Raw genomic sequence first — 13,464 nt, 5'->3', positions numbered from 1 at the left:
GGGATGCGCAGAGCCTTGCACCGGGTCCCGGCGGACGCCGCCGAGCCGCGACCGGCCGACCGGACCTGTGGGCGCACCACGAGCACCACCTGGGGACGAGGAGAGTGGAATGCGCACTTCCAGCAGCAGACGCGGACGCCGTGCGGCGAGCGCGGCGGTCGCCGCCGCCATCACCGGCACCGCCCTGCTCACCGGCTGCGGCGGTGACGGCGGCGGGGCCGGGGGCGACGGAAGGATCACGCTGCGGGTGGGGACCTTCGGTTCCTTCGGTTACGACGACAAGACCGGCGCCAAGCTCTACGCCGAGTACGAGAAGGCCCACCCGCACATCAAGATCGAGGAATCGAACGTCGCCGACGGCCAGAAGTACTGGGACACCCTGAAGCTGCGCCTCTCCCGCGACAGCGGTCTCGCGGACATCCAGGCCGTCGAGGTGGGCTTCATCGCGGAGGCGACGGGCCCGTCCATGGCCGGCAAGTGGGTGGACCTGAGCAAGGAGGGCGGCGCGGACATCGGCGCCTTCCTCGACTGGAAGGTCAAGCAGGCGACGACCCCGGACGGCAGGGTCATCGGCCTAGGCACCGACATCGGCCCGATGGCCGTCTGCTACAACAAGGACCTCTTCGCCAAGGCCGGGCTGCCCACCGACCGGAACGCGGTCGGCAGGCTGTGGGCGGGCGACTGGGCCAAGTTCCTGGAGACCGGACGGACTTACCAGAAGCACGCGCCCGCGGGCACCGCCTTCCACGACTCCGCGAGCGGCTTGTTCAACGCCGTGGTCTCCAGCGATCCGGTGCAGTACGCCGACGCGAGCGGCACGCTCGACTGGGAGAACAGCCCCGGTGTGAAGAAGGCCTGGGACACCGCCGTCGCGGCGGCGCGGGGCGGACTCACCGCCAGACTGCGCCAGTTCGACGAGAAGGGCACCTGGAACGCAGCCTTCAAGAACGCGAAGTTCGCCACCGTCGCCTGCCCCAGCTGGATGACCGGCATCATCAAGGACCAGGCGGGCGCGGCCAACCAGGGCAAGTGGGACATCGCCGCCCCGCCCGTGGCGGGCAACTGGGGCGGCGCCTTCCTGGCCGTACCGAAGTCCGGGAAGCACACCGCGGAGGCCGCCGAGCTGGCCGCCTGGCTGACCGCCCCGGCGCAGCACGCCAAGGTGTTCGCGGTCAACGGCAACATCCCCTCGTCCAAGGACGCCCTGACCTCGCCGGCGGTCCAGGACGCCAGGCTGCCCTACTTCGGCGACACCCCGGTCGGCAGGATCTTCTCCGGCGCGGCGGACCGGATCACACCCGCCACGATCAGCCGTTACGACGGCCAGGTGAAGACCTTCCTCACCGACAACGGCATCCTCGACATCGAGCAGCGCGGCACCGACCCGGCCAAGGCCTGGGAGAACGTCAAGAAGCTGATCGACGACAAGATCGACCGCTAGGGCGTGTGCCCGGTCCGCCGCCGCCCGAGCGCGGCGGACCGGCACCGTCCGCACCATCCGCCCGCACCACCCCGCCCGCATCAACCTGGAAGGACGCCCCCGTGGCCACCTCCGTTCGGGCGCGGCCGGACGGCTCACCGCCGCCCTCCGCTCCGCCCTCCTCCCCCGGCCCGCGCGGTCGCCGTGCCGCCCCGGCCGGTCTGCGCGGCGCCCTCTACCGCTGGGACGTCACCGCGGCCCCGTACCTCTTCGTCGCTCCCTTCTTCCTCACCTTCGCCGCCTTCGGCCTCTTCCCGCTGGTCTACACCGGCTGGCTCTCGCTGAACCGGGTGGAGCTGGGCGGCGGCGCGCGGTGGAAGGGGCTGGAGAACTACACCGACCTGGCGACCAGCGAGTTCTTCTGGAACGCGCTCCTCAACACCTTCACCATCGGGGTGATCTCGACCGTCCCGCAGCTGCTCATGGCCCTGGGGCTCGCCCATCTGCTCCACTACAAGCTGCGGGGCCGCGGCTTCTTCCGGGTGGCGGTCCTCGCCCCGTACGCCACCTCGATCGCGGCGGCGACGCTGGTCTTCGCCCAGCTGTTCAACACCGACTACGGGCTGATCAACACCTTCCTCGATGTGCTCGGGATCGGCCCGGTCGACTGGGAGGCGTCCCGGTGGCCCGCCCAGATCGCGATCTCCACGATCGTCGTCTGGCGCTGGACCGGCTACAACGCGCTGATCTACCTGGCCGCGATGCAGGCCGTGCCGCGGGACCTGTACGAGGCCGCCGCGCTCGACGGGGCCCCCCGCTGGCGCCAGTTCCTCAGCGTCACCATCCCCTCGATCCGCCCGACCGTCCTGTTCACGATCGTCGTCTCCACCATCGGCGCCACCCAGCTCTTCGGCGAGCCGATGCTGTACGGCGGGAGCGTCGGCGTCAGCGGCGGCAGCGGCAACCAGTTCCAGACGCTGAGCCTGCTGATGTACGAGAAGGGCTGGGTGACCGGCGCGCTGGGGCAGGCTTCGGCGCTCGCATGGGTCATGCTGCTGCTCCTGCTGATCGTCGGCGGCGGCCAGGCCCTCGTCTCCCGCCACCACCGCAAGAAGCTGGGGGGCTGACCCGATGGCCCGCACTCTCGACCCGCCACGCCGGAACCGTCCGTCCCACCGGCCCCGATCGACGCCGACAGCAGCCCCGCGCGGTCGCCGGACGCGCCCGGCCGCCGGACGGCAGCACCACGCCGGACCCCTGACGTACGTCCTGCTCGCGGTGGCGGCGGCGGTGTCGCTCTTCCCGCTGTACTGGAACGTGGTCGCCGCCTCGCACACCGGCGAGCGGGTGGTGGAGGCCCCCGCACCGCTGCTGCCCGGTTCCCGCCTCCTGGAGAACCTCACCTTCGCCTGGAACCAGGTCGACATGGGCGAGGCGCTGGTCAACACGACGATCGTGGCGAGCCTGGTGGCCGCGTCCACCGTCCTGTTCTCCACGCTCGCCGGGTTCGCCTTCGCGAAACTCCCCTTCCGGGGCCGTGGGCTGCTGCTGTCGCTCGTGGTCGCCACGATGACGATCCCGCCGCAGCTCAGTGTCATCCCGCTCTACCAGATCGTCACCGAACTCGGCTGGGTCGACCAGCTCCAGTCGGTGGTGCTGCCCTCGCTCGTCGCCGCCTTCGGGGTGTTCTTCATGCGCCAGTTCCTCGTCGAGGCGCTGCCCGTGGAGCTGGTGGAGGCGGCCCGGATGGACGGCGCGCACAGTCTCCGGATCATCTGGCACGTGGTGTTCCCGGTGGCCCGGCCCGCGATGGCCGTGCTCGGCATGCTGGTCTTCGTCCAGGCGTGGAACGACTTCTTCTGGCCGTTCATCGCGCTCACCCCGGACGGCAGTCCCACCCTCCAGGTGGCGCTCGCGGGGCTCGGCGCGGGCAACCACAGTGTGGACCACGCCATCGTGCTGACCGGCGCCCTCATATCCACCGTGCCGCTGCTGCTGGTCTTCGCCTTCCTCGGCAAGCACATCGTCGGCGGTATCACGGCCGGTGCGGTCAAGAGCTGACCGGCCGCCCCTCACCCCCCTCACGGTACTCATCCCGCACACGCGTTGGGAGCTTCCTCCTATGACCGCGTCCGAAACCCGGCCGCTCACCGTCACCCGCTCGTTCCCGCCCGGCTTCCTCTGGGGCGCGGCCACCGCCGCGTACCAGATCGAGGGAGCGGCGGCGGAGGACGGCCGTACGCCGTCCATCTGGGACACCTTCTCGCACACCCCCGGCAAGGTCTTCGGGGGGCATACCGGTGACGTGGCCGTGGACCACTACCACCGGTTCCGCGAGGACGTCCGCATCATGTCCGAACTCGGCCTGGACGCCTACCGGTTCTCCGTCTCCTGGTCCCGGGTGCAGCCCACCGGCCGGGGCCCGGCCGTACGGAAGGGCCTCGACTTCTACCGGGCGCTGGTGGACGAGCTGCTCGCCGCCGGGATCGAGCCCGCGCTCACGCTCTACCACTGGGACCTGCCGCAGGAGTTGGAGGACGCGGGGGGCTGGCCGGAGCGGGCCACCGCCGAGCGGTTCGCCGAGTACGCGGGGATCGTCGCCGACGCCCTCGGTGACCGGGTGGTCCGCTGGACCACGCTCAACGAGCCCTGGTGCACGGCCTTCCTGGGGTACGGCTCCGGGATGCACGCCCCCGGCCGCACCGACCCGGTGGCCTCGCTGCGGGCCGCGCACCACCTCAATCTGGGGCACGGGCTGGCCGTCCAGGCCCTGCGGGCGGCGCTGCCCGCCGACCGGCAGGTCTCCGTCTCGCTCAATCTGCACGAGGTGCGTCCACTGACCGGTTCCGCCGGTGACCTGGACGCGGCCCGCCGGATCGACGCGGTCGGCAACCGCGTCTGGCTGGGTCCGATGCTGGCGGGCGCCTATCCGGAGGACCTGCTGGCCGACACGGCCCGGGTGACCGACTGGTCCTTCGTCCGGGACGGCGACACGGCGGCGGCGCATCAGCGGCTGGACCTTCTCGCGGTCAACTACTACACGCCGACGGTGGTTTCGGAGGTCCCCGAGGGGGCGGAGAAGCCGCAGGACGACGGGCACGGCGACAGCGCGCACTCGCCGTGGCCGGGCGCGGACCGGGTCGCCTTTCACCGCGCGCCGGGCGGCCGGACCGCGATGGGCTGGCCGGTGGACGCGAGCGGGCTGTACGACCTGCTGGTGCGGCTCTCGGCCGCGTACCCCGGACTCCCGCTGGTGATCAGCGAGAACGGGGCCGCCTACGAGGACGTGGTGGCCCCCGACGGTTCGGTGCACGATCCGGAGCGGGCCGCCTATGTCCACGCGCATCTGACGGCGGTGCACCGGGCGATCGAGGACGGGGCCGATGTGCGCGGCTACTTCCTCTGGTCGCTCCTGGACAACTTCGAGTGGGCGTACGGCTACGCGAAGCGGTTCGGCGCGGTGCGGGTGGACTACGACACGCTGGAGCGGACGCCGAAGTCCAGTGCCCGCTGGTACGGGAGGGTGGCGCGGTCGGGCGAGCTGGTCGCCCCCGGCGCGGACTGACCCGGAGCGGGGGGAGGGGCCGTGCCGGTCGCCCGGCACGGCCCTTCCCCCTTCGTCCGCCGGGCGCCCCGGCCGGATGCCTCAGATGTCGATGACGCGGTAGCCGATCACGTAGGCACCCCCGGAGCCCTCGACGGTGCGCCACTGGGTCTCGGCGCCGACCTCGGTGCCGGTGACGAGGGTGGCACCGAGCTTGTCGTCGCCGCCGAAGGAGTCGTAGTCCCAGAGGGTCAGGGTGCGGGCCTGCTGCTTGCCGAGGATGAGAGCCGCGCTGCTGTTGCCGTCGGCCATGGAGCGGACGTAACCGGTGCCCATGGTCTGGTACTTGACACCGTTGCCGGGCCAGACCTTGACGGCGTTGCCGTTGGCGTCGGTGATCTTCAGATAGGCCTCGTCGTGGTCGCCCTCGCTGTTCTGCTGGCAGTGCAGTTCGAGGAGTTCGATCCGGACGTAGTCGATCGGCTCGGCCTGGGCGGTTCCGGCGAAGGCGGCGACGCTGCCGAGCCCGAGAAGGGCGGTGGCGGCGGCTCGGGCGAATCGGTTCTTGCGCATGTGGTCCCCCCACACTTCGGGTCACTGGTGTGACTGTGGTTCCGGACCGCCCGTCCGGGGCGGTTCCGGTGTGCCGTTTCCCCCCGGCACGAACACCACTGTGCCCGTCGCCCGCGTCCCGTTCTACGCGCGTTCCACTGGACGGAACAGGGCCGCCCGTCCGCTCCCGCGTACGCCCCTCAGAGCACCGGCGCGGTCACCGGGACGGTGTGCCGGGGGCCGCCCCGGCCGAGCGCGCGGGTGATCGCGGCGCCCGCCTCGGCGACGGCCCGGCCCAGCGCGTCGAGCGGCCGCCCCGCCGGGACCATGGCGGCGAGCGCCGCGACCGTGCGCCCGTCGGGCGTGCGGACCGGGAGCGCGGCGCAGCAGACTCCGGCCAGCACGTCCTCGCGGTCGAGGACGGGTCCGCCGCGCAGGCGTCCGGTGAGGGCCTTCCCGGCGGCGGTGTCCAGGCGGAACGCGAGGCCGTCCCGGACGGGCAGGACGGGTTCGAGGTCGCCCGGCACCGAACCGACGGTGATCGCCATCTCCTCGCGCAGCACGGTGAGGACCAGGCTGGCTCCGGTGGCGGCGCGCAGCCGCTGGAGCGGGAGCCGGGCGGCGGGCCTCAGTCCGGGGTGCGGCTCCCATGCCTGGCCCAGTCGGTAGAGCTGCGGGCCGACCCGGTAGCGGTTGCCCCGGCGTTCGACGGCGCCGAGTTCGACGAGCTGGTCGAGCAGCCGGTGGACGCTTCCCTTGGGGACTCCGCAGGCCAGCGCGAGTTCGGTGACTCCGGCCTCGTCGCCGCTCCGCCGCAGGGCGTCGAGCAGCGCGAACGCGCCTTCGAGGACGCCCCGGCCGCGCGCCCGGACGAGCGGCCCGCCGGGCTCCGGCGCCGGGCCCCCGCTCCTTCCGGGCCCCCGCCGGACCTCCGAGCTGCCGAAGGCCGGGCCTGTGCCGCCACCGGGGCCGTCGTCTCCGGCCGGTCCGTTCTCCGCCATGGTGCGCATGGGTCCCCCTGACTCCCGTGCCCGGCCGGGATCCCCCGATGGCACGGCCGCGGGCACGTCCCCACCATGCCGCAGGGGGGACGATTCCGGCGAAGGGCTCGTGCCGCCCGCCGTGTCGTGGCCCGGGCCCCTCCAGGGCCCGTCTGACCATTCCCGCCTGCCTCACGACGCCATGCACGCACTCTCGCCGCACCGGCCCCAGGCCCACGTACGTCCCGTACGAGGGCCTGGGGCCGACACGCCGAGAGCACGCACCTGACGCCGCGCGGCCGCCCTGCGGGCGACGACGGGAATCGTCAGACAGGCCCTAGGCTGTCCGGACATGAGAGACCCTCAGCCGTCCTCCTCCCGGTCCCGTCGGCGCGCGACCGTCGTCCTCACCGCACTGGCCGCCGTCGCGGGAATCGCGACCGCCGTCCAGGTCGCCGCCCCTCCGTCGCCCTCGGCGGCCCTGCCCGTGGCCCATGCCTCCGCCGGAGCGCTCCTCGTCGGTCCGCCCGGACCGGGGAGCGGGATCGGGGTCCCGGCGCCCCGGCCGCAGGGCGGCGGAAGACACGCGGTGCCGACGGGTGACGCCAAGAACGGGACCCTGGCCTCGGGTTCGCACCGGGCCGTCCGGCCGTCCGGCCGTCTCCCGCTGCGCGCCGCCGGGGCGCCGCCGACGGTGATCGCCCACCGGGGCGCCTCCGCCGCCGCCCCCGAGAACACCCTGGTCTCCGACGAGGTGGCGCGCAGGGGCAGGGCCATCTGGATCGAGAACGACGTCCAGCCGAGCAAGGACGGCGTGCCGTACGTGCTCCACGACACGACCGTGGACCGGACCACGGATGGCAAGGGTCCGATCCGTTCGCTGACGGCCGCCCAGATCAACGCCCTGGACGCCGGGTCCTGGTTCGCCCCCGTCTACGCGGGCACCCGGGTGCCGACCCTGGCCGCCCAGCTCAAGGACCTCAGGGAGCGCGGCGGGAACATGCTCCTGGAGATCAAGGGGCCGCACAGCCGCGCCGAGGTGGCCCGGATCGTCCAGGAGGTGCGGGACCAGGACATGACCGGCCGGGTCCTGGTGCAGAGCTTCGACCCGGTGTCCCTGAGGTACACCCGCGAGCTGGCGCCCGAACTGCCGCTGGGGCTGCTGCGCGACACTCTCGACGCCGATCCGGTGGCGGTGGCCGGGGAGCTGGGCCTGGCCGCGTACAACGTCTCGGACGGTGCGCTCCGCACCCGTCCCGAACTGGTCGGGCAACTGCACGCGGCGGGCGTGGCGGTCCATGTGTGGACCGTGGACACCCCGGCGCGCTGGAAGGCCCTGGACGCGCTCGGGGTGGACGGGATCATCACCAACCGACCTACGGAGCTGGGTGGTTGGGCCTCGGGCCGGACCGGCTGAGCCCGCTGCGGGCGCGGTCGCTCCGGCCGTAAGGTCAAGGCGACGGCTACTGCTGCTATGGGGTGGCCTTGATGTCGTCGACGAAGGCGCGGACCATGACCGCGTGGGTGTAGAGGACGGTGCCGGGCTTGATCAGGGCGTCCTCGCCGGTCCCGGGGTTCACCTGGACGCTCCGCGTGCCCAGGAAGGTGAGGGTCTTCCGGTCGAAGATCCACTCGGTGGAGGGGGCGCCCGCCTTGTCGGTCCGTCCGGCAGGTGCCCGTGCGGCGAGCGCGTCCGCCTCGGAGGGAGTCGTCATCACTCCATCATCGCGGGGGTGTCCTCGTTGCCGCGGAAGCCCGCGGCCTCTCCCGGTCGCCTTGCGGCCGACGCGCAACACAGTGTTCACACCGGACGGGAATTCCCTTCCCTGACCGTCGGGTTGGCCCGTTCATGACTCTGGGAGTGACACTCGCATCGACCTCCGTCCAGCACACGATCGACGACACGGTGGCGCTCGCGCGCGAGGCCCGCGACGCGGGGCTGCGTTCGGCGTGGTTCGGCCAGGCCTTCGGGTACGACTCGCCGTCGCTCGCGGCGATCGTCGGCCGGGAGGTGCCGGGTCTGCACGTGGGGACCTCCGCGATCCCGGTCTTCGGCAGGCATCCGCTGATCGTCTCCGGTCAGGCGCAGACGGCCCAGGCGGCGACCGGAGGCCGCTACCACCTGGGGCTCGCGCTCGGCACCAGGCGGTTGACCGAGGACGGTTTCGGCATTCCGTACCGGCGGCCCGTCGGTCTGCTCAGGGAGTTCCTGACGGCCCTGCGTCCGCTGCTCGAAACGGGCGAGGCGGACTTCCACGGGGAGCTGCTGACCGCGACGACACCGTATTCGGCGGCGGTGCCGGGCGCCCGGCCGTCCGTGCCGGTGCTCGTGGCCGCGATGGGGCCGCAGGCGCTGCGGGTCTCCGGTGAACTGGCCGACGGCATCCTGCCGTTCCTCGCGGGGCCCCGGGCGCTCGCCGAGCACATCGTCCCGGCGGTCAGGGCGGCGGCGAGCGCGGCGGGCCGTCCCGCGCCCCGGATCGTGGCGCTCGTCCCGGGCGTCGTCACCTCGGACGTCGAGGCGGTACGGGATGCCGCCGCCGGGGCGCTGGCGCTGTACGAGTCGATCCCCTCGTACCGGCGCGTCCTCGATCTGTCCGGGGTTTCGGGGGCGGCCGAGCTGGCGGCGATCGGCGACGAGGAGGCCGTGGCGGCGGAGGTGCGGCGCTACCGCGAGGCGGGCGCGACGGAGGTGGTGTTCACGGCGACGGACCTGGGCGGCGAGGAGGACCGCCGCCGCACCTGGAAGCTCCTCGGGGAACTGGCCCGGGACTGAGACCGGACGCAGCATCCGGGGAGGGAAGCGGCTGCGCGGGGAGGGCTCCCCCGAGGCGGCGGGCATGGGGAGGGGGCACGGGGGAGGGCGGGCACGGGACGGGACCGATCTGGCGCGCACGTCCCGCCCCGGTTCCGGTGGCGGCGGCGGTTCACGTGACGACCCCGGCGGCTGGGGCCGTCCCCGCCCGCCGCACTCCCCCCGCTCCCGCTCGCGGGCCGGGCGTGGACCAGCCCCGTGCCTTCGGCCCCTCCGGTTGCCGCCCCGCTCGGGCCGCACTCCCGCTCCTCTCGTCCGGGTGCTCGGCTCAGGCGTCGGCGCGGTCCGTCGTGAGGGACCAGGCGGCCCAGCCGCCGAGGAGGTCGGAGACGTCCTCGAAGCCGTGGTGGCGCAGCAGGCTGGCGGCGACGGAGGAGCGGTGTCCGCCCGCGCAGTGCACGACGAGGGGCCGGTCGGCGGGGAGTTCGGCGGTACGGGCGGGCAGCTCGCTCAGCGGGATGTTCAGGGCGCCGTCGATGAAACCCGCGGCCTCGCGCTCGTCGCGGGTGCGCACGTCCACGACGAGCGGCGGCCGGTCTCCGGCGAGGGCGGTCCGCAGCCGGGCCGCGGTGAGGCGGCCGGCCGGGGCGACCTCGTCGGCCAGTTCGCGCAGGGCGTCCTCGGGGTCGCGGAGGTAACCCGCGACCCGGTCGAAGCCGATGCGGGCCAGCCGGGTGACGATCTCGTCCGTACGGTTCTGGGGGGCGATCACCAGGAGGTCCGTGTCGGGGGCGAGGACGGTTCCGGCCTGTTCGGCGAAGCGCCCGTCGGCGGGTACGTTGACCGCGCCGCGCAGGTGTCCGGCGGCGAACTCCTGCGGGTCCCGGGTGTCGACGACGACCGCGCCCGCCCGGCGGAGCCCGGTGAAGTCCGCGGGGGACAGCGGGCGGGGGGCCGTGGCGGCGTCGTAGAGGGGGCGTTCCCTGCGGTTGAGGTCGGCGTCGTAGGCGAAGTAGCCGGGGGCGGCGGGCTGGCCCTCGGTGACGAGGGCGACGAACGTCTCGCGGTCCATGGGCGCGCAGGCGTAGTTGGTGGCGCGCTGCTCCCCGATGGTGGACGACTTCTCCGTGGACAGGTTCTTGCCGCAGGCCGATCCGGCACCGTGGGCGGGGAAGACCCGGACCTCGTCGGGCAGGGCCATCAGCTTGCGCTGCACGCTGTCGTGGAGCATCGCGCCGAGTTCCTCCGCGGTGACGCCGACGGAGGCGAGCAGGTCGGGGCGCCCGACGTCGCCGATGAAGAGGGCGTCGCCGGTCAGGACCCCGTACGGGACGGTGTCGTCGGCGTGTTCGTACACGAGGACGCTGATCGACTCGGGCGTGTGGCCGGGGGTCTCCATGATGGCGAGGGTGACGTCGCCGAGGGAGATCCGCTCGCCCTCGGCGAGCTTGCGGACGGGGTACTCGGTCTCGGCGCGTGAGCCGTAGCCGATCCAGGCTCCGGTGCGGTCGGCCATCTCCAGGTGTCCGGCGACGAAGTCCGCGTGGAAGTGGGTGTTGACGACGCCGACGACGGTGAGGCCCCGGGCCTCGGCGTCGGCGAGGTATTCGGAGACGTCCCGCCGCGGGTCGACGACCACCGCCCGGCCGGTCGTCTCGTCGGCGATCATGTACGAGGCCTGGGAGAGGCAGTCGAGGTAGTACTGCGCGAAGAACACGGCGGACCCTCCGTCCGGAGCGGGGGCGCACCCGATGGCGTCCCGCCTGCTCGGATACCCCCATGGGTATGGATGCACTCGACCGTAAGCACCCCGGCGACCGAAGTCAAATACCCCCCTAGGTATCCAGAGGGCTCCGCGTACCCATGGCGGGGATCACCCCCGGGGCGCGGTGGCCGGGGGCGGGGCGGGCCGCTCCGGTTCTCCCTCGCCCTCGGTGTCCAGGTGGGGCAGGACCCGGTCCAGCCAGCGGGGGGTCCACCAGGCGTGCCCGCCCAGCAGGGTCATCACCGCGGGCACCAGGAGCAGCCGGACCACGGTGGCGTCGATGAGGACGCTGGCCGCGAGGCCGAGGCCGAGCATCTTCACCACCACGTTGTCCGAGACGATGAAGGCGGCGAAGACGCTCACCATGATCAGTGCCGCGCAGGTGATCACCCGGGCGGTGATCTCCAGGGCGTGGGCCACGGAGGCCTTGGCGTCGCCGGTGCGCAGCCAGGCCTCGCGGACCCGGGACAGCAGGAAGATCTCGTAGTCCATGCTGAGCCCGAAGACGATGGCGAACATCATCATCGGCACATAGCTCTCGATGGGCACCTTGCCGGAGACGCCGAGCGCGGGTCCGCCCCAGCCCCACTGGAAGACGGCCACGACGACTCCGTACGAGGCGGCGATGGAGAGCACGTTGAGCACGGCGGCCTTCACCGCGACGAGCAGGCCCCGGAAGACGGCGAGGATGACGAGGAAGGCGAGGGCGACGACGACGGAGATGATGAGCGGGAGCCTGCTGGAGACGATGTCGAGGAAGTCGACCTGGGCGGCGGTGGTGCCGGTGACGTACGTCTTGGCGTCGGTGCCCGCCACCGCCTGCGGCAGGACGTCGTCGACGAGGTGGCCGGTGAGGTGGGTGGTCCGCTCGTCCTGGGGGGAGGCGGCGGAATAGGCGGTGCCGATGAGGACGTCGCCGTCGGGGGTGGCCTTGAGCGGGGTGATCGCGGCGGCGTCCGGCACTCCGGTGAGCGCCTGCTGGAGCTTTCCGGCGAGGGCGGCGCGGTCGGCGGCGGGTACGGCCGTCTGGTCGACGACGAGGGTGAGGGGGCCGTTCACACCGGGTCCGAATGCGGTGGAGATCAGGTCGTACGCCCTCCGGTCGGTGAACGACTTCGGGTCGGCGCCGTCGCCGATGTGGCCGAGCTGGATGAAGAACAGGGGGATCGCCAGGACGACGAGGGCGACGACCCCGCCGGTCAGGAACCACCAGGGGCGCCGCTCGACCCGGCGGGCGTACCGGTGCCAGGTGCCGTGGGCGGCCTCGCCCGGCTCGGCGTCGGTCTCGGCGACGGGCGGGCGTACGTGGTAGCGGTCGATCCGGCGGCCGACGAGCCCCAGCACGGCGGGGACGAGGGTGAGCGCGGCGAGGACGGCGGTGACCACGGTGAAGGCGGCCGCCAGGCCCAGTTTTCCGATGAAGGTGACGCCGGAGACCCAGAGGCCCGAGAGGGCGATGACGACCGTGCAGCCGGAGACGAGGACGGCCCGGCCGCTGGTGGTGGTCGCCAGGGCGGCGGCTTCGGCGGGATCGTGCCCGTTCATGAGGTTCTGGCGGTGGCGGGTGACGAGGAACAGGGCGTAGTCGATGCCGACGCCGAGGCCGATCATGGTGGCCAGGGTGGGTGAGACGGTGCCGAAGGTGAAGGCGGCGGCGGCCAGGCCGAGGAGTGCGAGGCCGCAGACCGCGCCCAGGAGTGCCGTGATCAGGGGGAGGACGGCGGCGATGGCGCTGCCGAAGCCGATGAGCAGGACGAGGACGGCGACGGCGAAGCCGATGGCCTCGCTGGTGCGGTCGTCGGGCTGCGGCCGGGCGAGTTCGCCGAGCGGTCCGCCGTACTCGACGGTGACTCCGGCGGTGCGCAGTGGCTGGACGGCGGCGTCGACGCCGGTCAGATAGCCGGTGCCGAGGGTGGAGGGCGGGACGCTGAAGCGGACGGTGATGTAGGCGGTCCTGCCGTCGGTGGAGAGCGGACCGGTGTCGGGAGTGCCGGTGGGCGGCGGGGTCGGAGCGGCGCCCTGGGGTGGCAGTGGGTTCTGCGCGCTGAGGACGTCGGGCAGTTTCTGCAGGGAGGCGACGGCCGAGCCGACGGCGGCGGATTCGTCGGTGAGCGGTCCCGAGGGGCGGTTCAGGACGATCTGGGCGCCGTAGCCCCCGGCTGCGGGGTCGTGCGCCCTGAGGACGTCGAGTCCCTGCGCGGACTGCACTCCGGGGAGGGCGAAGTCGTCGGAGAACTGGCCGCCGACGGTCCGGTCGACGATCTGGAGTCCGGCGACCGCCGCCAGCCACAGGGCGATGACGACGAGGAAGTGGCGGGCGCACCAGTGGCCGAGCCGGTGGAGCGCGCCCTTCGGCGGTGACGGTCGGCCTGCGGCCGGGCTTCCAGCGTTCATGGCGGTGGCGTGTCCGGTTGGGGGTCCCCGAGCGGTCCCGGCGCCGACTGCGCG

The 13,464-nt window shown here is 73.1% G+C and carries 11 protein-coding genes; 6 read left to right on the top strand and 5 right to left on the bottom strand.

Going from position 1 to position 13,464, the window contains the following annotated elements; genetic code table 11:
* The first annotated feature begins 109 nt into the window (after positions 1–109).
* The 4 genes from ACIRQY_RS02435 (at position 110) to ACIRQY_RS02420 (ending at position 4,985) form a co-directional block, all read left to right on the top strand.
* On the top strand, positions 110–1,441 hold the full coding sequence (locus ACIRQY_RS02435) for an ABC transporter substrate-binding protein (RefSeq protein WP_403921841.1): 1,332 nt from the start codon (positions 110–112) through the stop codon (positions 1,439–1,441).
* Positions 1,442–1,542: 101 nt separating this feature from the next.
* The gene (locus tag ACIRQY_RS02430; RefSeq protein ID WP_403921839.1) at positions 1,543–2,547 is read left to right on the top strand and encodes a carbohydrate ABC transporter permease; all 1,005 of its coding nucleotides are present in this window, start codon (positions 1,543–1,545) and stop codon (positions 2,545–2,547) included.
* A 4-nt stretch (positions 2,548–2,551) separates the two neighbouring features.
* Complete coding sequence (locus tag ACIRQY_RS02425; RefSeq protein ID WP_403921837.1) at positions 2,552–3,481, top strand: carbohydrate ABC transporter permease; 930 nt, start codon at positions 2,552–2,554, stop codon at positions 3,479–3,481.
* A gap of 61 nt (positions 3,482–3,542) precedes the next feature.
* A complete protein-coding gene (locus ACIRQY_RS02420; protein WP_403921835.1) occupies positions 3,543–4,985 on the top strand; it encodes a GH1 family beta-glucosidase in 1,443 nt (480 codons plus the stop codon).
* Positions 4,986–5,066: 81 nt separating this feature from the next.
* Here the strand turns inward: ACIRQY_RS02420 and ACIRQY_RS02415 are convergent, their stop codons facing one another.
* The gene (locus tag ACIRQY_RS02415; RefSeq protein ID WP_351784750.1) at positions 5,067–5,537 is read right to left on the bottom strand and encodes a hypothetical protein; all 471 of its coding nucleotides are present in this window, start codon (positions 5,535–5,537) and stop codon (positions 5,067–5,069) included.
* A 179-nt stretch (positions 5,538–5,716) separates the two neighbouring features.
* Positions 5,717–6,526 carry an IclR family transcriptional regulator gene (locus ACIRQY_RS02410; RefSeq protein WP_403921832.1) on the bottom strand — a complete coding sequence of 270 codons (810 nt, stop codon included), beginning with the start codon at positions 6,524–6,526 and terminating at the stop codon, positions 5,717–5,719.
* Positions 6,527–6,848: 322 nt separating this feature from the next.
* On the opposite strand from ACIRQY_RS02410, the gene ACIRQY_RS02405 reads away from it, so the two are divergent.
* A complete protein-coding gene (locus tag ACIRQY_RS02405) occupies positions 6,849–7,913 on the top strand; it encodes a glycerophosphodiester phosphodiesterase (protein WP_403921830.1) in 1,065 nt (354 codons plus the stop codon).
* Positions 7,914–7,968: 55 nt separating this feature from the next.
* Here ACIRQY_RS02405 and ACIRQY_RS02400 read toward each other — a convergent pair whose 3' ends face one another.
* Complete coding sequence (locus ACIRQY_RS02400; protein WP_403921828.1) at positions 7,969–8,211, bottom strand: hypothetical protein; 243 nt, start codon at positions 8,209–8,211, stop codon at positions 7,969–7,971.
* A gap of 134 nt (positions 8,212–8,345) precedes the next feature.
* Between ACIRQY_RS02400 and ACIRQY_RS02395 the strand changes: the two genes are divergently transcribed.
* Positions 8,346–9,272 carry a TIGR03564 family F420-dependent LLM class oxidoreductase gene (locus tag ACIRQY_RS02395; RefSeq protein ID WP_403921826.1) on the top strand — a complete coding sequence of 309 codons (927 nt, stop codon included), beginning with the start codon at positions 8,346–8,348 and terminating at the stop codon, positions 9,270–9,272.
* Between the two features lie 307 nt (positions 9,273–9,579).
* On the opposite strand, the gene ACIRQY_RS02390 is transcribed toward ACIRQY_RS02395, so the two are convergent.
* The gene (locus ACIRQY_RS02390) at positions 9,580–10,968 is read right to left on the bottom strand and encodes a rhodanese-like domain-containing protein (RefSeq protein ID WP_403921824.1); all 1,389 of its coding nucleotides are present in this window, start codon (positions 10,966–10,968) and stop codon (positions 9,580–9,582) included.
* Positions 10,969–11,124: 156 nt separating this feature from the next.
* Positions 11,125–13,410: an MMPL family transporter gene (locus tag ACIRQY_RS02385; RefSeq protein ID WP_403921822.1), complete on the bottom strand. Its 2,286-nt coding sequence runs from the start codon at positions 13,408–13,410 to the stop codon at positions 11,125–11,127.
* Positions 13,411–13,464 lie beyond the last annotated feature (54 nt).

It is taken from the genome of Streptomyces sp. NPDC101490 (genome assembly GCF_044767145.1).
Classification (GTDB): Bacteria; Actinomycetota; Actinomycetes; order Streptomycetales; family Streptomycetaceae; genus Streptomyces.
Note: the sequence above shows the minus strand (reverse complement) of the source record. Positions and strands in the feature narration are given on the sequence as shown.